Annotated in this window: 12 protein-coding genes; 3 read left to right on the top strand and 9 right to left on the bottom strand. The window is 43.9% G+C overall.

Features of this window, described 5'->3' with window-relative positions:
• Positions 1-841 precede the first annotated feature (841 nt).
• Both K5677_RS08675 and K5677_RS08670 read right to left on the bottom strand, forming a co-directional pair.
• Positions 842-1219 (bottom strand): hypothetical protein, encoded by a 378-nt coding sequence (locus K5677_RS08675; protein ID WP_296726903.1) that lies wholly within the window; start codon positions 1217-1219, stop codon positions 842-844.
• 20 nt (positions 1220-1239) lie between these two features.
• Positions 1240-2565 carry a hypothetical protein gene (locus tag K5677_RS08670; protein WP_296726902.1) on the bottom strand — a complete coding sequence of 442 codons (1326 nt, stop codon included), beginning with the start codon at positions 2563-2565 and terminating at the stop codon, positions 1240-1242.
• Between the two features lie 446 nt (positions 2566-3011).
• Between K5677_RS08670 and K5677_RS08665 the strand changes: the two genes are divergently transcribed.
• From K5677_RS08665 to K5677_RS08655, 3 genes are all read left to right on the top strand, one after another.
• The gene (locus K5677_RS08665; RefSeq protein WP_296726901.1) at positions 3012-4643 is read left to right on the top strand and encodes an alpha/beta hydrolase-fold protein; all 1632 of its coding nucleotides are present in this window, start codon (positions 3012-3014) and stop codon (positions 4641-4643) included.
• Between the two features lie 298 nt (positions 4644-4941).
• On the top strand, positions 4942-8034 hold the full coding sequence (locus tag K5677_RS08660; RefSeq protein ID WP_296726899.1) for a family 43 glycosylhydrolase: 3093 nt from the start codon (positions 4942-4944) through the stop codon (positions 8032-8034).
• A gap of 229 nt (positions 8035-8263) precedes the next feature.
• Positions 8264-11140 (top strand): carbohydrate-binding domain-containing protein, encoded by a 2877-nt coding sequence (locus K5677_RS08655; protein ID WP_296726897.1) that lies wholly within the window; start codon positions 8264-8266, stop codon positions 11138-11140.
• A 103-nt stretch (positions 11141-11243) separates the two neighbouring features.
• On the opposite strand, the gene K5677_RS08650 is transcribed toward K5677_RS08655, so the two are convergent.
• From K5677_RS08650 to K5677_RS08620, 7 genes are all read right to left on the bottom strand, one after another.
• Positions 11244-11876, bottom strand: a complete 633-nt coding sequence (locus K5677_RS08650) for a sortase (protein WP_296726895.1) — start codon at positions 11874-11876, stop codon at positions 11244-11246.
• Positions 11866-12876 (bottom strand): Cna B-type domain-containing protein, encoded by a 1011-nt coding sequence (locus K5677_RS08645; protein ID WP_296726893.1) that lies wholly within the window; start codon positions 12874-12876, stop codon positions 11866-11868. Before K5677_RS08645 ends, K5677_RS08650 begins: the two co-directional genes overlap by 11 nt.
• Positions 12877-12903: 27 nt before the next feature.
• Positions 12904-13737, bottom strand: coding sequence for a class C sortase (locus K5677_RS08640; protein WP_296726892.1), 834 nt, complete (start codon positions 13735-13737; stop codon positions 12904-12906).
• A gap of 72 nt (positions 13738-13809) precedes the next feature.
• Positions 13810-15543, bottom strand: a complete 1734-nt coding sequence (locus K5677_RS08635; RefSeq protein WP_296726890.1) for an isopeptide-forming domain-containing fimbrial protein — start codon at positions 15541-15543, stop codon at positions 13810-13812.
• 51 nt (positions 15544-15594) lie between these two features.
• Positions 15595-18165, bottom strand: coding sequence for an LPXTG cell wall anchor domain-containing protein (locus K5677_RS08630; protein ID WP_296726888.1), 2571 nt, complete (start codon positions 18163-18165; stop codon positions 15595-15597).
• A 38-nt stretch (positions 18166-18203) separates the two neighbouring features.
• Positions 18204-18839: a signal peptidase I gene (lepB, locus tag K5677_RS08625; RefSeq protein WP_296726885.1), complete on the bottom strand. Its 636-nt coding sequence runs from the start codon at positions 18837-18839 to the stop codon at positions 18204-18206.
• A gap of 353 nt (positions 18840-19192) precedes the next feature.
• Positions 19193-20842, bottom strand: coding sequence for a sugar ABC transporter substrate-binding protein (locus K5677_RS08620; protein WP_296726883.1), 1650 nt, complete (start codon positions 20840-20842; stop codon positions 19193-19195).
• Positions 20843-20965 lie beyond the last annotated feature (123 nt).

Genomic DNA, 20965 nt, shown 5'->3' with positions numbered 1-20965 from the left:
TTTGTTCTAAGAAAATCGTTATAAACTAAATAGTTTAAACACAATTAAGGTGAACCCTCTGCTTTGCGGAGGGTTTGCTTTTTCTGTTTAATTGTAAGTTACATCAGCACAAAAATAGAACCGATTTTTTACACGTCTCTGACATATAAAATATATTTCATATATTCTGATGTGATTAATGATACGTATTGTTGTTCAGATGTTCAAAAAGAATTGCCTGACACGTCTTCCATTCAACCAAATACTTCCAATAACGATCCGACGGTGTAAACATCTCACCACAGTAATTGCTGAGTGGGGACTTTTTATGATAAATATTGCTAATCGACAGAGTTACATTTGACTTAGTCCAGAGACATATGGAAGGACGTAAACGTGCTGACAAGCGCGGAGATATGGACAAGTATGCGGGCTATCTCTACTGTGAAGACTGAGGCTCCGACCTTGTGTCGGAGCCTTTTTGCTGTCGTTAAAATAAGCCCCGAAGGAGGGAATCCTCGGGGCTTATAAACTTTGCTCCGAATGGGGAAGTTCGGAACGTAGTTTTTAAAATAGTATAGTCAGTTGACTGCCTTTCATAAATAATAATCGAAGACAATAACCAAAGTGTTACATATTTTGGAAAAAATTTTTAGGTCTTTGCGCATTACATTTTTTTATGTCGGACAAAACAGCAGACATAAAAAACGCAGCTAAAGGCTGCTCCTATTAGCGAAAGATATGGTTACCGAGCCTGAAATTACAGTCTCGTAAATATAACCTGCGATTCGCCAGAGGTGGCTCCCCTTGCTGCGGCTTTTTGTGTTTCAATTCAGAATCTGCAAATATCAATACATTACTCTCAATCAACGGGAATTATCGGCAGATCAATTGAACCGTCAGGATTTGCCCTTGCACTGTCGGGCTCAGATGCTGCATTTTCTTCGGTCAGCTCAGCTGTTTCCGCAGTTTGTGTATCTATGTTATCCTGTTTTTCCTGCTGAGATGTGTGTGTATCGGTTTCTTGTGGCTGCTCTTCATTATTTATGACAGGCAGCTCAGCTTCTGCTGTGACCGCTTCTGTCTTATCAGTGGCTTTTTCTGCTGTTATCGCTGATGAGACAGCCGCAGTGACTGCCGCTGTTGAAGCTGTTTCGCTGTCGGCTGTAATGCTGTTTCCCTCGGTACAGCCCGTCAGAAGCAGAGAGGCTGCAAGAATAGTATATATTGTTTTTTTCATAGCTATCATCGTCCGTTTATTTATTCAACATAATCTGTTGCAGCAATAAAATACTCATAAAGAGCGTTTGCCATTGCGATGTCCTTTTTATCGGCATCTTCCTTGCTCATGATTCGGAAAGCCCATGACATAGGCGAGAATAAGTAATCAGTGCCCTGATAATTAACATTGAACGTAGTACCGAGCTGTGTAGGCGTGATACCGGGAACTTCAAAGCAGAACTTTCCGTTTGCGCCCTCAAATGCGTATATCTCTGCAAACGGCGAGATCACAAGCTTATTGTCCTCATCAAATGTCCACATATCAAATGCGGCAATATTGTGCTGTGATTCCTCATATTTAGCTGTATACAGGCGAACAGCAAGCTTTGAATCAAGTACAAGTGACATAAGAGCTGCATTTGAATCGAACATAGGCTGATATTTGTTGAATGAATACTCACCGAATACAGTTACTGCATTGAGGATATCATCTGAATGATCGGCTACAGCAGGCAGAGTGCTGCCGCTGAAATACGCTTCGGAAACCTTTCCGAACTGTCTTGTTGCTTTTACAAGAGCGTTAAGCTTTGCATTGTCTGAGCTGTCAATGGCGTCAAGATAGTCATTAGCTGAAAAAGCAAGAGTATCAACAATAGTTTTACTGTCACTGTAATAAAGCTCGGCAGTTATCTTGCTGTCCATATTGTTTGCGGAGATATTTGCGGTCACACAGTAAACATCTTTTCCGCCGATAGTCTTTAGCTCAAGACTGTGGAGCGCATTGTCTGCTTCGGCACAGTCGCCTGATAATTTCACCTTAAAACTGTCAGCGTTTTCTTCATTTACCTCACTGACTATGAAATTCATGCCGATACCGTCGCTGAGAGTAATGTTTTTGCCGCTGAACTTGGGAACGGAAAGACCGATAATAAAAGGCTCGTTCTCTGTACCCTTGCCGCCTGTTATATAGAAGCCCTCTGGAGTCACAGACGGATCTTTGCGTGTTATGTAAAAGCCGTTATGCACCTCTGTGAACATAGTATCGCCTGTTTTCCATATATACTGATTATCTGTATCAGAGCTTTCGTATGCGGTTATTGCAATATCGCTGCTGATCTTTGCTGACGGAAAGCCCGAATTAGGATCATCATCTATAACAAACCATGTGTCGCCTGTTACAGAAATAGTATCACCGACTTTGTAAAATACACCTGCTGCCGGTGTCTTTTTTTCTGATGCTGCATCAGCGGTGATACCACTGCTGACATTGAACAAGCCTCCTGCATTCACAGGCATTGCTCCTGCTATAAGAGCCGTTGACATTAAGAAAGCGGTCATTTTTTTTAAGCTGAAGTGTTTTTTCATTATTACGTCCTCCTGTTTGATTGATACAAGCGGGTTTTTGAGATGCCCAAGTGTCATATTACTGATCTGACGGCTGAACCACGGGATATAAGGCGCGACGTTCTTTACAGAAGTTTTCAAGCCTTTACAAAACAAATTATACAATTCGTCAAATCTGCGCTTCTATATACTTAAAGTCATTAGAATTATAGCATAGCTATTTATGAATGTCAATACTATAATTGCCGTTTTTCGACTTTTTCTGCCCAAATATCAATAATTAAGGCTCCGGGCGTATCGTGGGCACTCTTGCGTATTGTTTATGCACTTATCTTGTGCTTTGTCACAAATATCAACCAACTGATTTGTGTATTCTTACAAAGTGAAAAAAATAATCGTCTTTTTTATGCTTTTAAATCACTTGTTATTAAAAGAACGCAAAGTTCATAATATCAGGAGGCTACATAATGAAAAGATCATTAGCATTTTTACTTTCACTTACACTATTATTCAGCGCAGGTTCTTGCAGTACATGGGAAAACAGCCCCGAAACAGACAGTCAGACAGTTTCGGGGGAGATCCCGTCAGAAAAAATACAGCTTACAAATCATATGACGGAAAATGAGCGCTCAAAGGTAAAGGTCGGGGAGCTCACGGTATTCGATCATATGCAGAATGAGCAGAAAAACGAAGCGTCTATCCCCGAAGATGGCGTATACATCGAGTTATGGTCGGAAGATGACTATATAGCTGATTTGAAGAAGCGGTATGAGAAGGATCCATCTATACTGGCAGGCGACAGTATTGAGAATGCTATTGAGCTCAGCAGACCTTATTTTAATGAGGTATATAATGTATTCGTCAATGGGAGCAGCTTGCCCTTATCCGATCTGTTTCCTATAATAGGCTATGACGGCGGAGAGCTCAAATTAAGAGAGCCTTGTCCTATCTATTGCTGTACAGACGAAAAAGGCGAATTTTACCACGTTGATGAGAACAATAACAGGATACCCGAAGATGAGGTCCAGGAGAAGTATGACGAATTCTATGCGAAGGACAGCTATGTCACATTTGCGGATTTTGAGGAGTTCAAGCCTTACCTCAGAGAAAAAATAGAGCGGATGAGCCATGTATATGATACTCAGGGAGATGAGGAGAGCATAAAGGAATATATTGAGCAAATGTATGAGAATACCATTGCCGCATGGGAAGCAGTCATAAATAATACATATAAGACGCTTCCCGTGGGAACCTCTGAAAAAATCTTTGAAGCTATGGATTCTGACACAACTGACACATGGGAGATCGACCGAGAGAAGATAGAAGCGATTGCGCCATATGTTAAGGAGTACAGCATATATGACGAGCAGCTTGATACTGATTTCATTGTTCATGTGACTCTTCCGCCCGAATATGACAAGGATAAGACATATCCTGTGTACGTTCTTACGGACGGAGTATGGCGGTTTAATAACTCTGCTGACCTTAGAAAATCAATGGAGGAGGGCAAGGCTTCTGACGTCATCATAGTAAGCATAGGCTATGATTATTCTATTGACGGCACCAATGACACATACCGTATCAAGTATTTCTGTGACCGCTGCGAGGAATTCCTCGCATTTATCACTGATGACCTCATGCCATATCTCGGTGAGGAATATAATATCGACTTTGGCGATTCTACTCTTTACGGACATTCTCTCGGAGGTACATTTGCGCATTATGCGGTATTCAATTCTGATAAATATGAAAATCAGCCATTCAAAAATTATATCATCGGAAGTCCTACATTCTGGTCTCCGGGATTTCTGCCGTACACTGACGGTGATAAATTCAAGCATGAATACGGCTACTTTGAGCGGAATAAAGGCATTGACAAAACTATCTTTGTTTGCGGCGGTGCCGATGAGGACCCTGTATATGAGGAATATTACAAGGGCAATGACTCTACACTTGAGGGAATACAGCACCTTATGGAAAGACTGAACGAGTACGGCGTTACAACGGCAGAGTGCAAGATATATCCGAACTCTGAGCATTATCAGTTTATACCCGAAATGCTTGTTGAGATGCTGGAGAAGTACTATCCTGCTATATAAAAATGTCCATTTAAGATTATACATTCAAAACTTTTAAAAATTATAATTCCAGCTCAGTTAAGGAGCTGGTTTTCTTTTTTAGTTGTGTTTTCAGAGCTGATATATGGAAATTATCCTGAATGTTTAAAAAAACTCTGCGTTTTGTCCACTTAATATGCAAGAATGTGGATTGAAATTATCGAAATATTATGCTAATATTACATTAAATATATATAAATTGTAAACTGACTGCTGAAAGAGGTCGCAGTCAGACTCAAAAGGTTAAAACGGGATATTAAAATTAAGAAGGAGAATTGGTATGAAAAAGTATTTTTCGGCAATCGCCATGGCTGCATTGTCAGCCGTAACTCTGTGCGCGGCAGTTCCCGCTGTTACGCACGCAGAAAATCCAATAGTGCAGACATCATTCAACCCCGATCCTGCTCCGGTAGTATTCGGTGACGAACTCTATGTATTTACCGGCTGTGACCGCGATGGCAAAAACGACTATTACTACATGACGGGCTGGCAGTGCTTCTCAACGAAGGACATGAAGAACTGGACAGACCACGGCAGGATCCTCGAGGATACCAGCTTCAGCTGGTGCAACAAGAACGATGCATGGGCTTCACAGTGTATCGAGCGCAACGGCAAGTACTACTTCTACTTCACCACCACAAACAAGAGCGGCGGCGGAAGAGCTATCGGTGTTGCAGTTGCAGATTCGCCTGAGGGGCCGTACCGCGATCCCAACGGCAAGCCGCTTTGCGGTCCGAACTGGGATTACATCGATCCTACTGTTTTCATTGACGACGACGGTCAGGCATGGCTCATGTTCGGAAATCCGAAATGCTACTATGTCAAGCTGAAAGAGGACATGGTAACTCTGGACGGACAGATCAAGAACTTTGATATGAATAAAAATGCGTTCGGTACAGGCAAAAACGGAACTGCCTATGGTGAAGGTCCGTGGATAACAAAGCATGGTGATAAGTACTATCTTGTATATGCGGGATTCCATGGCTCTGACGGCGGTGAAAGCATCTGTTACTCATATGGTCCGACTGTAACAGGTCCGTGGACTTTTGGCGGAAAGATCACAGATCAGAGTAATTGTTTTACCACGCATGGCGGTACTATTGATTACAAGGATCACTCATATCTTTTCTATCATATGAACGGACTTAAAGGCGGCGGTACTTTTAACCGCAGTGCTGCTGTAGAAGAGTTTACATATAATCCTGACGGGACTATTCCTACTGTAAAATCAACTAAAAACGGTCCAAGCCAGCTTGAGCCCCTCAACCCGTTTGAGCGTGTTGAAGCAGAAACTATCTGCTGGAGCGAGGGCGTCAAGACCGAAAAGGACGAAAATAACTCCGTATGTATAGGAAATATCCAGAAGGGAAGCTATATAAAGGTCGCAGGTGTGGATTTCGGCGAGGGTGCCGATAAATTTACAGCTTGTGTGGCTTCTGCCGAGAGCGGCGGAAATATCGAGCTCCACCTTGACAGCAAGACAGGACCTGTTGTCGGAAACCTCAAGGTCGGCGGTACAGGCGGCTGGCATAACTGGGAGGAGGTATCGTGCGATGTTGCAGGTGCTGACGGCGAGCATGATCTCTATCTCGTATTCAACGGCGGTGACGGTTTCCTGATGAACGTTGACTGGTGGAAGTTTGAGGGAGCAGGCTCGGCTTCTTCTGATACAGACCAGACATATATCTTCAGGAGTACATTTGAGGGCAAGCTTGACGGCTGCTCAGACAGAGGCGGTGCTGCTGTTGCTGTAAGCAAGGACGAGGCATATGAGGGCGAAGGCTCGGTATACTGCTCAGACCGTTCAGCTTCATGGAAGGGCGTCGGCAGGAACCTTAACTATAAGTTCAAGGCAGGGGAGAGCTACAGCTTCTCAGCTATTGTAAAGTACAATGAGGGCGCACCTTCAACAAAATTCCACCTCACGCTGCAATATGACGGCGCAGACGGTGAGGTGCATTATGATAAGATCGACACAAAGGACGTTAAGCTGGGTGAGTGGACACAGCTTGCAAACACAAGCTTCAAGATACCCACAGGTGCTAAGAATCCGCTTATGTATGTAGAAACTGAGGGGGATTCTGATGATGAAACTCCTGCTACAAACTTCTATGTTGACAATTTCTTTGCGGCAGCAGACGGTACTGTCATAGACGGTCCTAAGACTGAGGATACACCTCCGGCTACAACTCCTCCTGCACAGGACCTGAAGGATATACTTGATGCTCAGGTTACAAAGTGGGGCGATGCTAACGGCGACAATCAGGTGGATATGAGCGACGTTGTTCTTATAATGCAGTCTCTTGCTAATCCTGATAAGTATAAGCTTGCAGAGCCCGGCGTTTACAATGCGGACGTATGCGAAGCAGGCGGCGGTATTACCTCAAACGACGCTCTTTCAATACAGAAGTTCCTCTTAGGCTTGAATACAAAGCTCCCCGAGAGCTATTCAGAGAATATCAAGACAGTTACCGCACCTGTTACAACAACTGTAACAACTACTAAGGCGACAACTGTTACAACTACGACTTTGACGACAACAACAACTAAAGCTGCTGAACATCTCTCAATGAAGGACTTTACTGCTAAGGTAGCGTCAAGTATAGTTGAAAAGGAGCCTAATTCCGCAAATCAGGCACAAAATGGCGTGACCTACGGTCAGATTCAGAAAAAGAGCTACTATTCAACGACCTGCAACAGACAGAAGGACGTGAATATACTTCTTCCTCCGAATTATGATCCTAACAAGAAGTATCCTGTTATGTACATAATGCATGGTTACTATGAGGGCATTGACAGAATGCTTACAAAGGGCAATGCTGAGATGCATACCCGTGAGATGATAGGAAATGCTATCGCTGAGGGTGCAGCTAAGGAAATGATATGCGTATTCCCCGATGTATTCTCAAGTCCTACTCTCAAGTCCTGTACAGGTATGGACGAGACTAACAATCAGGCTTATGATAACTTCATAAACGATCTTACAAAGGATCTTATGCCGTATATGGAGAAGAATTACAGCATAAAGACAGGCAAGGAGAATACTGCTATCACAGGCTTCTCAATGGGAGGACGTGAGGCTCTTCTCATCGGTATGAAGAAACCTGATATGTTTGGCTATATCGGAGCTATCTGCCCTGCTCCGGGAGTTTCCGGCTCCTTCAAGTGGGACAGCGGCAATGAGCCATATTTCCTGATGATAACAGGCGGAAGCAACGACACAGTTGTTTACGATAATCCAAAGAATTATCACACTAACTTTGAGAAAAATGGTGTTCCTCATGTATGGCACTATGTAAACGGCGGCTATCATGGCGATAACTGTATCAGAGCTCACCTTTACAACTTCTTCCGCATAGCCTTCCAGAACTAAAGTATATTACGAAAGCTCCGGCCTTATGGTCGGAGCTTTTTTATACCCCAAAACAGGGGGACAGGTGGAGAATTTGCGGATTTTGTGTTTAAAAATGAAGACTTTTTATTTTGATAAAACGATTTTTCAAAGTTTTAAGAATATTTTAAGAATATTTTAAGAATGATTAGTTATGATTTATGCACATATATTTATATTGTTTTTTTATAATTTTAGGAGGATGATAAAAATGAAGAAAAAAACAATGCTTGCAGGCTTACTTTCTGCCTGTGTCGTTGGCTCGGTCTCAGTCCTGTCTCTCACAGGCTCCGCAGCCGACAAAGTGTACGGTGACGCCAACCTCGACGGCTCAGTCGATATGTCAGACTGCGTACTCATTATGCAGTCACTGGCTAATCCCTCAAAGTTCGGTACGACCGGTACAAATGAAAGACACCTCACTGTTGACGGCGCAGACCTTGCTGACGTTTCTGAGCGCGGCAATGGTATCACTGCCAACGATGCCCTCTCAATACAGCGCTACCTTCTCGGCACTATAAAAAGTCTGCCTGAGAGCTTTGCTGACGGACAGGGCGGCGACAGCACTTCACAGGATGAGGTGAATACAAAGATACACCTCGGTGATAATGCGATCACTGTTGAAGGACAGTATGCTTCTGCCGACGGCTCAAAGGTGACTATTTCTCACTCGGGAAGCTTCACTATTGACGGTACTCTCTCAGACGGTCAGATATATGTTGATATTCCTGACATTCAGGCTGATAACGGCACAGTTAAGCTTATTTTCAGCGGTGTCAATATCACAGGCAAGAGCGCTCCTGCTTTATTTATCAATAATGCAGACAAGACCTCTGTCACAATTGCTGACGGAACGGAAAATACTGTTTCCGACGGTACTGATGCATATACAGGCGACAATGAGGGCAATGCAGTTATTGAAGCTAAGGACGACCTTACTATCAAGGGCGGCGATAAGGGCACAGGTGTACTGACTATAACCGCAAATACACAGACTGCTGTCGTATGCAACAACGATATCAAGTTCACAGGCGGTATCACCAATATCGAAACTCTCAATACAGAGCTGGCAAATGACGCTGTAAAGGGTAAGTCATCAGTTACAGTCAAGGGCGGAAAGCTCAGTATCAGGTCAGAGGGCGACGGTATCAAGTCCACAAAGGGCAATGTCGACCTTTCAGACGGTGAGGTAGTCATCAAGTGCGGAAACGACGCTGTACAGGCTGAAACCGCTATAAATATCAGCGGCGGCGATATATCCGCATTCGGCGACAGGGGACTTACGAGCGCAGGTACTATCAGTATCACAGGCGGCGAGCTTATCGCAACAGCTACCGACTGTCAGTGCGAGAACCTCACATCTACAGAGCAGAATACTATTATGTTCGATTTTGTCAAGGAGTGGGGCAAGAATAATCCTATAGCGCTTACAGATGCTTCCAACAAGGAGCTGTTTGACAAGAATACCGCAAAGAAGTTCAGATATGCTGTTATCTCATCTGCTGAGATAGGAAGCGATGAATATAAGCTTTTCACAGGCGGTATCAAGATGAAGCACAGTGCAGGAAGCACATTCAAAGCCGGCAAGCCTGCTTCATACAAGGAAGTCAACAACGACATGGAAAATGAGGAGCAGCTTTACAGCGGACTTTTCAGTCAGGATATGATACATAAGATAAACGTTAAAATGGACGAAGCCCAGTGGGATAATCTCATTGCTAACGCCAGCAAGGAGGAGTGGACTCCGTGTGATATAGTTATTGACGGTGAGGAGCTGAAAAATGTCGGTATCCGCACTAAGGGCAACAGCTCACTTATGATGGCTAAGAACGGCAAGTACAGCTTCCGTATCAAGACCGACAAGTTCGATAAGGATGTAAACTATCACGGACTTACAGAGCTGTGCATGAACAATATGCTCATGGATGCTTCTTGCCTCAGAGATATTCTCTGCTACAATGCTATGTATGAGATCGACGGCGTTGCACCTCATGCCGCACATACGGATATGTATCTCAACGGCGAGCTTTACAGCTTTTATCTCCTTGCCGAGCAGCCGGGAACTACTGTTGCTGAGCGCTATGCCGTAGATGACGATTCCGTGCTTTACAAGGCTACTGAAAGCAACGGCGCAGAAGGCGGCTGGGGCGGCTTCGGCGGCGACAGCTACTGCTCATTCACTGAGAATATGCCTCTTGACAGATTTGCTGTTAAATTCGGCACTGATGACGAGTTCAAGCATATTCAGGATATAAAGACAGCTATCAACAAGCTTACACCTACAGATTACAAGTTTATTGAGGACGTTATCGATGTACCAAGCTTCCTCAAGGGCTTTGCAGTAAACTCGATATTCTGCAATTACGACAGCTATAACGGCTCTCTTGCACATAACTACTACCTCATGTTCTCGGGCGGAAAGGCTTACTTTGTAGGCTGGGACTATAACCTCTGTCTCGGAAACTTCACAGGCGGCGCAAGCTCTGTTACATCTGATATTACAACAAGTCTCTATCAGTCTACCATAGAGGATCGTCCTCTTGCAAAGCTTTTACAGGTGCCTGAGTATTATGATATGTATGTTGATATAGTAAATCAGGTAATGGATTACTACAGCGATCCAGAGTCGTATGTTTCAGAATATGCAAAGAAGATACGCTCACACGTTATAGCTGATCCGCGTGCTTCATTCACTGCTGACGAATTTGATGTTAATACCTCAAAGAGTGCTGAGGGACTTCAGTACAGCGAAGAGGACACAGGTATGAACTGGGGCAACTGGAATATGGACGGAAACGCTGAAGGCGGCGCATGGCAGGGCTTCGGCAACGGCGAGAACGGAGACGCATGGCAGGGCTTCGGCAACGGTGAGAACGGCGGCGCATGGCAGGGCTTTGGCAACGGTGATGCAAGCTTCGACTGGGCTAACGTAGACTGGGAGAACATGGACTGGGGCGAAATGGGCTTCGGTGATATGGACTTCGGTAATATGGACTGGGGCAATGGAATGTTCGGCGGCGGTCAGACTTCAGTCGTTGACTTCCTTATCAAGAGATTCGAGATAATCCGTGAGGCTCTCAAAAAATAACTTTCCTTTTTAATATAAGCATTACAGATGAAAGGGAAATATATATCAAAAGCTCCGATCGTATGGTCGGAGCTTTTGTCATTATCAGATATTATATATTTCTTTATTCTGCCAGCTTTGCCCTGACGGCTATCCTGCTTTTTCCGCTGAGAGTACAGGTGAAAAGCGTCAGATCCCACGGTGTATTGTTCTTGCTGAGCATTTCCTCGGGAGCGCCGCCGTTTATCTCTTCGATGCTGATGATATGATAGCTTTGCGCATATCTGTCACAGCCGAAAAAGATTATCTCAGAGCCGATGGACAGCTTGTCAAGCCTTCCGAAATGACTGCTGAAGTTGTGGGCAGCGATGATGAGATCATTTGTGTCTGCACTGCCGCTGTATCTGCATGGTGCAGTATCAAGTGCAGCATAGCTGAAATCGTTTATTACGGGCAGCTCAAGACCAAGCTCGGATATTCTGATATATCCGCAGTAGCCTGTATTATCAATGACTACAGTAGGCATTTCTTCTTCGGCAGGCTCTTCATATTCCGAAAAAAGGTCGTTTTCCTTACTTGTGTCCTCAGGGGACTGTGCAGGCTTTTCTCCTATGAGTGATCTTAACTCGGAAAGTGAAGCCCGTGAACGTTCTTCTGCATTCCTGTCCTCAGATATGTTGTATAAACAGAGGCAGAGAGCAGTGAGGATAAGTGCAGAGCCTAAGATTATGCATAGCTTGTGCAGTTTATTTCTCATCTTCTTTGTTTTTCTTCCTTGAAAGAATACCTATGCAGATGAGTGTAATGCCGCCGAGTGCTAATGGGAGTACAGGCCACCACAGCTGTCCAGTCTGCGGCAGTTTCGGACCTGTAGTTGATACAGCAGCAGATGTTGTTGTTGTGGGGATTGTTGAGGTGACGGCAGGGGCAGTAGTTGTCTGTGTGTATTCTCCGCCGTCAATGAAAATATCGGGAGCATAGGAGTTCTTGATAATGAACTGCTTTGAGCTGTAATCCACAAGAACTGCATATTTTACAGGGATATTTCGCTCTACTACACGCCATTCTGAGCCGTTGTCAAGAGTATTCCAGCGGTACTGCCAGTTTGACTTTTCGTCAAGGACTACCGTATCGTACAGCTCGCCGTCCCTGAACAGGTCAACGGTGACATTTACGGGCCGTGCCATGTAGGAATCATCATTGTCAGCCCATATCTTTCTTACTGTGTAGCTGCTGGCTTCTCCCTGAAGGGTGATAACGCTGTATATCTTCGGGAAGGCTTCTTCAGCTGAGCCGTCCTCTTTTATTTCAAAGAGAAGGGGAGTTGCAAGATATGTCAGGTGTTCTTTCTGGACTTTTTTAGCGACTGCGAGATAAAGTCCCTTATCAAGGCCGTTGAATACCGCTGCACCACTGCTGTCAGTGATACCTTCTGCGTCAGCTTTTATGCGGTCGCCAATGATAAAGCTTTCTATAGCCTGGGCGATACCGCGGACATTGTCCTCAGAAAGCTCGCTCATATCAACGGGATACTTTCTGTATTCTCCTGTCAGTGAAAAGCTGCCGCTGCGGCGTTCTCCGACCTTGTATATTTTCCAGTTCATGTCTGAGACCTTGACGCTGTCCTGTGCACATATAAGAGTAACAGATGATCCTGCCTCAGCTGAATGGCTGTATGGCATTGCGTAGGAGAGAAGCATGACTATGCATAGCATACTCAGCAGAACTGAACATATTTTGTTTTTCTTTTCAGACATTAATATCACCCTGCTTTCTGTTTTGTATTATTTCTTTGGCTTTTTTCTCCGTCGTTTATCACTGATGAATATCAGTGTGAATGTTATAATAAGCAGCGGTACGGCTGCTATCGGAGCTACTATCAGAGGATCTATCCTAAAAGCCTCGTTCCTTACAAATACACCGACTTTTTTCTCCTCTGTATTTCCGGTCCGTACTCCTCTGACAAGCAGCCTGTGGGTATTGATACCGTAGGGAGTGCAGGTCAGGAGAGTGCAGTAGTCTTTGCCTTCAACGATGCGAAGGTCTTCAAATTCCTCGGGGAGAACTGTTTTTATCTGGTCAATTTCATATGTGAAGCGGCGGTCAAGTACGGTAATGGTAAATGTATCGCCTACACCAAGTTCGTCAAGATCAGTGAAAAGCTTTGCGCTGGGGAGTCCTCTGTGTCCTGAGAGTACACAGTGAGTCGATTCGCCGCCTACAGGCAGACTTGTGCCTGAAAGGTGACCTACTCCGACCTGAAGGACTTCCTTTTTGATACCGTGGTATATGGGCAGCTCAACATTGATCTTGTCAATGTCAATATATCCCATTATGCCTGCCCCGGTAATATCAAGAGTATCATCGTAGCCGCTTACAAGAGACGGCTCAAAAAATGCAGATGGCTCGTCATGAAGCCTTTTGTTGTAATCCTCTGCCTTTTTAAACACAGCCTCGATCTCTTCTTCCGATGAAACGCTGAGCCTGTCGTTATATTCTGAGATGACCTTTGAGGCGTGTTTTGAGTTAAGATAATCACTTATTGCTGGATATAGCAGTACGGACAATCCGACGATAAACATTATTAAAATTGCAATGCTGAAAAAATGCTTTTTCATCGGATCCTCCCTGCTGCAATACCTGCGGCGGAGGTCATAGCCTTACCGCCGCAATACTGCAAAATTAGGAAATTACTTTTCGTTAATGCTCATTCTCTTTTTTACAACAAGAAGAATCAGTGCTCCTGCAACCAGAAGTCCGCCGATGATATAGAATAATTTTGTGCCCATGCCGCCAGTGCTCGGAAGAGTTACACCCTTGTTGTTTTCAACTGTGAATTCGTATATGCCTGTGGGTTTTGTAAGTGCCTCTCCGTCCTTTGTTACTGTCCAGTTAGGACCTTCCAGTGTCGGAGCAGCTGTGATACTGATATTTATCGGGTTAGCAAGCTTATTGTAGCCTGAAGGAGCTTCGGTCTCAGTTAGAGTATATGTGCCTGAGCCGAGTCCTGCAAATGTAAGCTTGCCCATGTCATCAGTTATAGCTTCAACATATGAATCCTCTCCGCTTCCGCTGTGCGAAGTTGATTTTTCATCAAGTATGTACTTGGTTTCTGTGCTCTCGTATTGAGCAGATGTTTCAGCTGTAGGTGCTGTCAGTGTGAATGTGCCGTCTTTAAGCTTATAATATGTTCCTGCGGCATCAGCCTTGAAGCTTTCAGCATTTGCGATTATTACCTTGTTGACGCCTGAGCCCTTTAATTCAAACTTTGCTCCTGCGAGAGCTGATTTGTCAGCGCCGTCTATCTTGTTGAGCATAAGGCTTGTGGTGTAGGTCTTAGTGTTTGAATCAGGAGTCTTGCCGGTAACATCTCCGTCACCCGGAGTTGTGCTGGGCTCATTTTCGCCCTTGTACTCATGGTTAGGATTGTTGGAATATGTAAGGTTTACCTTGTTTTCATTGCCTTTTTCAGTTCTGTCGGCTTTATCGTTGAGTTCTGCGGAATAAGTCACCTTTATGGCTTTGCCTGTCTGATTGCCGTAGTTTCCCTTGAAATCCTTCATTACTATCTGGAATGAATAGCCATCAGCAGCAGCCCCTGTTTGTACTTCATAGTTAGAGGAGTTTATCGGAGTGGTCATATCGTCGATATAGACCTTTACGGTTGAAGGCTTGAAATCAAGTCCGCTGCCCATTGTATCGTTGATAACATAGAAATACTTGTTATAAGCGCTCATGTCAGGGACCTTTGAATCAAGCTGGAAATCAACAGAATCTCCGATGCTTGCTGTATTTGCCTCTTTAAGTCCGTCGCTCTCAATTATCTTCTTTGTGATAGCGGGAACGTCTTCCTTTGCCTCTATTGTAACAGAATCAACTACCTTGAGGATATAATCGGTATATGCACCAAGCTCTGAGTTGTCCAGTGTGCCGTCCTTGTCTTTGATGAAGTAATATCCGGGAGCGTTCATTGTAAGCTTGTTGTTGCCGGCTGTACCTGATACTGTTGGTGAGGCGGAAAGATTTGCTGCAGCTATGTCTGCAAACTTCTGGAGCATTTTTGTATCGTCGCTCCACTGGTCTATGACCTCAGCTACCTTTTGTGCGCTGTCGCAGGAAGCGAATGCGTTTGGCGTGCCAAATTCCGATGACGCCTTCAATGCATCAAGCAGAGCTGAGCCGTTTACTCCGGAGCCCCATACAACATTTGAAAGAACAGCGTCATCGCCCGTTCCGTGGAGGTCGCCTGCGAATACCTGATAAGCCTCATATGTATGTGTGGCGTTATCATTTGAATCATCAGCCTTGTTTATAGTTACTGTGTAGTCTTCTGCATAAGAAGCAGGGATAGCGGACATTCCGAGTGAAGCAGCCATAGCTGCTGAAAAAAGAGCTGCTGTAAAGCGTTTGAATGTTTTTTTCATAATATCACCTTTCGTAAATAGATTTTGTTTTTGTTGCGTTATAAGGAGGTATCATTTATCCTCCTTTCTTTTTCGCAGCAGAAGTGCTGCAAAAGAGAGTATGATAATGCATGAACCTGCTGCCATAAATGGCACTGTTCCGCCTCCGCCTGTTGACGGGAGCCTGTAGATAGGAAGTGTTTCGTTAAGTACTTCATTGAGAGAAGCCTTTATCGTAAAATCAAGACCTGTGTGTGTCGGACACTTGTTCAGAGCGTCGATAACGCTTTGATGATCCATTTCAAAATTAACACTGTCAAGGAATATGTTATCTCTGGAAGATATATCATCTGATGATGAAGAGATGACATTGCCGCTTGCATTGTATTTAGTTACTGTTTCGGTTTTGGGAACGAGAAGAAGCTGAATATCAAACAGAGCTGTATCCGTATTATAGAGCGAGAAGTTTTTGTCATTTCTCAGATAAACGTAATCTCCGTTTTTTATCTTCATAGCATTTGGATTTGCGTTCTGATCTTCACATTTGATATAGTTAGAAGTAAGCTCATACTGAGTATCTCCCGGATTTCCGTGGCGGTAATAATCGTCAGTAAAGAAAGTTTGTATCGTAGAGCCATTTGAATCAAGTATATCACATCTGTTGACATTTGCAACATATGCTTCATATTCAGTAATAGTCTCGATATAGCTTCCGTCGGGGGCAGATACTTTTTTAGTTGCTTTATACGTTCCGCCTTCTGCTATTTCAATATCTGCATGAGTAAGGTTGACATTTGCGTCTCTGACCTTGATATATATTGTTTTGTATTCACCGTCACAGTATATCGCTACGCTCTGAACATTATCGCCTGTATTGTCAAATGCTTTCAGAGTTGCATATTTATAGTTCCCGTCGGCACTGCTTTCAAGAGTCATCCACCTTGACGTATTATTATCCGTCGGGAAATAGAACCATGCATCCTGATTTACTCGAGATCTCGGTATCTTTAATCTTATAGTATCTCCTGTTTCGATCACTATCGGATTATTTTGATTATTATGTGTTCCATATATACTTAAAAAATCATAATCAATAAGCTTTTCTTCAAGTACTCTTACATAAAATTCCTTTATATCGTTTTGGGAGAATTGGTATTTTATGACGACGTCGCCTGCTTTATTGGCTGTATATTTTCTGACCTTTTTGTAGTAGGTATTTCCGTCACTGCCTGTAACAGAAATATTCTGAGATTCGTCATAATTACCGGGGATCAGGATATTTTTATATTCATTTTCCCGATTTGTATCATAATAAAACCATTTGTCGGGGAGCCGTGAATATCCTGCAATAGAAATTGTATCTCCCTTTTGGATAATATACGGGTAATATGGAGAATTATGAACGTATCCGTTGTCATTCGGCAGCCATGTCAGCTCCTCCAGCGATTCATGGAGCTTGTCTTTTTCGACTTCACCGAGAGCGGTTACTACATATATGGAAAAGCTTTCTGCTTCAAAAACAGCACTGCTTTCAGACACTTCGGCATTTTCAACTATTTCAGCACCGCCGCTGTCATCAAAATGGAGCAGGCTGAATTCCTTGCCGCTGAGCTTTTGTTCTTCGGGAAGACCTATCTCAACGTGTACCGCAGAGCTGTCGGCAGGTTCAAGCTCAATGCCCTCGGGAGAGAGGAATGAGATATCAACGGCAACTGCCTTGATGTCATTTGTCCCTGTTCCAAGAGCTCCTGCTGCTTTTTCAAGAACTGTATCATCGGAAACATCTGCGGCGAGCATTTTTGTTCCGTCTGGGAATATACCCTTTTCAGCCGAAGCAAATACAGTTATTCCCGAGCCGCTTTCTGCCGAAAACTCTATAAGAGATGCATTTTCTGTTTCGGGCGTTTCCACAGGTACATATCCTGCGATATGCTCATCTTCGGGAGACCAGCTGCATTCTGCTACAGCTCCGCTGACCTGTCCCTCAATGGTGGTGATACATGGCTCAGCGGTATCGGAGGATATTTCGGAAATGATTCCCGAGCGGTCTGCCTTACCATCAAGGTCTGTATCAAACAGAAGAACATCTCCTCGTTTGGGCGAGCCTTTATTAAAAGGTGAGAGCACTCCTTTTTCGCTCAGCTTCATCGACCATGCCCAACAGCCTGAGCTGAAAGGTATGTCTGTTTCCTTTACACCTGCATAATACAGGCAGAAACAGGTGAACATCGTATTCCAGTCACCGTACGGATTTCCGAACCAAGCGCCGTAGCGGCTGTAATTCTTATGTGTACAGCCGTCTTCGCCGACAATATAATTCTGAGTGTTTTCGGTATAGCCTAACTGCGAAGCTGCTATAAGAGCGGTATTTTCCGCAAGCTCATCTGTGAGCTCGGGAAGTGTCGATACCCATATCTTATCAGTTTCGCATAATGAGGCATCGGGAGCTGACAGTGCAGCTGCTGTGCCATTTTCAGTATTATCAAGCGTATTATCTGTCATTGCGGTTCCTATACCGCGAAGCTGCCAGAAAACGCCTGTAGAAACAAATACCGACATGGCTGTTATAAATGATGCCAGCCGTCGTTTTTGTTTCTTTTCCAAGTGAAGCTCATTAAGATATTTCTTCAAGGAGTTTTTCAAATGCATCCCCCCTTTCATATTGAAATGTAATATAATGATCAGTCAGCAGACCATATCCTGAAGAGGTATCTGCCGACCATCTGGTCGTAATCTACACAGCCTACAGCGGTGCTGCGGCTGTCAATAGAGGTCTCGCGCTGATCTCCCATAACAAAAAGCTTCCCTTCGGGGACGGTATAGGGAAGATCTATATCGCATTCACCCAGAGCCTTATTTGTTACATAGGGCTCGTCAAGAAGCTTTCCGTTAAGATATACATTTCCTTTTTCGTCGATGTCGATATTGTCACCGGGAAGTCCTATGACACGTTTGAGCAGAAGCTTGTTCTGCCATGAAACGCAGCATAGCTCACCTGTAGAAAAATGTTTAGTTTTTACAAGTAGTATAATATCTCCGTTGCTCAGAGTAGGCTGCATACTGTCTCCCGATACCTGAATTACAGGCAGGAAGAGCATAGAGATCAGAACTGCGGCAGCAGCGACTACAAGGAGCGTGGAAACAGTGCTTTTGATGATGCGTCGGAATTTTGCCTTGCGATCAAGTCTTGCACGTTCTGCCGCAACCTGTTCAACAGGCGGAAATTCTGAGCTTTTTTCGTCTGTGGTATTCACCATTGAATAAACGAGGTCAACGAGTTCTCGTTTGTTCAGGTTTCCAAATTCCTTTTTTGACATTTTTTATCCCGCCTTTGTCAAAAATGAATTACAATATGTATTAATTATAACACACGTTTATATTTTTATCAATAAAATCATAGAAAAAATTTCAACAAAAATAAACTGTGCCAATTGTTGATTTTGCAAGAAATGCCATGCTTTAAAGGCTGATTCAAAAAGAAAAAATAAAGTGTTTAAAGCGGCTATTGTGCATATATTCGCCTGAACTTCAAGATTTAATATTTACATCAATAATTTCAGAAAAAGACAGGCGAAACCAATACAGGTATCGCCTTTATTACCATTTGGTTTTAACTTTTTCTTTGAAAGGCGGATCATCTATTTGCGAAAAGTCACTTTTTGCGTATATGTCATTTATTCATGCTTGTGGCTATACCGCATCTTCTGTGTACCTCGTTCGTAAGGGCGTCAAAGTATATCTGAGGATTGACTTTGTTGTATTCGGTATTGTATTCCTCCCATGTTTTCTCAAAATCATTGCTCATTACCATAAGAGGCATATATTTCCGCTTCAGATCACTTATCAGGCTTGCTACCTTTCCGTAATCGGTTTCCTTTGTAACTGAGCTTTCAAATGACCACATAGGGTACCAATCAGGATTATCCAGCGGGGGATTGAGAAAATCGGTGTAGGTCTGCTTTCCGTAAGCGTCGAAGCACTTCTTGATAGCCGGAGCAAGGTGATCGTGGAAGATATTGGGCTGATTGCCCGGAGTATAGGCGTTCTTTCCGTCAGGTGCCATACCGCCGTAATGTGGCATATAGCTGTACTCACATTTGTGCTTTAACGAGTAAGCGTCGTCGCGCCAGTTGTTGTACTGCTCCTCGGTCTGGTCAAAATAGCCGTTTTTATTGATAAAATAATCTGTTCCCTCAACTCCCCAGTAACGGAGATTGAGTATCTCAGGCTCGATGAGCTTGCTCATGAATTCAACGGCGCCGTCGGGGTTAGAGCAGCTGATGCTGACTCCTACACCTGTTGAAGCGTTGAAAGCAGGATTGTCACGATACCGCTCTGTAAGAGTTCCGTCGATAGTAAGTCCGAATGGGATATATGTACATTCGGCAGGGAGCAGACGTTCTGTGCTTCCAAAATTCCAGTGCTGGTCAACCATTCCCAGAACCCTGCCTGTAGCAAGCTTATCGTAATAATCAGCGGTCTCCATAAAGAAGCAGTCGTGGTCTATTATGCCTTTGCGGTATTCCTCATTAAGCTTGCTGAACCACTTTTTTGCCGTGGGCAGGAGGTTGTAGTCCTTTGCTTCCAGAGTATCCGGATCAACGAAGCAGCAGCCGTCATTGGGATGACCGTCAAGAAACATAGGCGGATTGTCCAGTGCAAACATACGGACATCAGTTGCCTGTATCTCATAGCCTATATAGGGTTCGCCGTTTTCATCAACAGGATTGGCGGCGATATAAGCTTCGATAAGGTCAAAATAGTCGTCCAGCGTTTTTAGCTGAGGGTAATTTGCCCATTCAAGCACCTTGACCTGTATCCAGAATGCTTCGCCGTCGTGAACATTGCCTGTCACCTGCTTATTTACCGCAGAAAACAGCGGTATATAGTAGATATGGCCGTCCTCGGCTCGAAGTGTTTCCCATTCTGCGTCTGTATACAATGCTTTAAGATTTGGGTATGTGTCCCAGTAATTATCAAGCGGAATAAAAGCGCCTTCCTTGATAAGACGCTGACAGTTCGGACCGTCAGGTGAGATAAAATCGGGATATTTTCTTGATATTATCATATCACTGAATATCTTGTCAATATCGGCTTGGTCCTCCATCCATTCTTCATAAAGGATATAGCCTGTTTTTTCAGCTATGATATTTCTGATCTCGTTATCTTCGTCCAATTTGGCGTCGCTGCGCGCACAGTACAAGCCTGTGAACTTCTGTATCTCGGGCTTTTGATCCTTGTTTTTTCCGAATGAACAGCCAACGGAGGAGAATAATACAGTTCCAGTGAAAAATGCTGAAAATATTTGCTTTTTGGTCATGATACCGCCTCCCTTCGATAGTTTTTTTGTTAGGAACAGGCTCAATCTGCAAGCTAAAAAACTAAACATATATTATATGTATATTATATCATATTATCATTGCTCTCGTCAATTTATACCAAT

The sequence above is a fragment of the Ruminococcus sp. genome, from assembly GCF_024684275.1.
The sequence above is the reverse complement of the archived record's forward strand: the minus strand, read 5'-3'. Positions and strand labels throughout refer to the sequence as shown.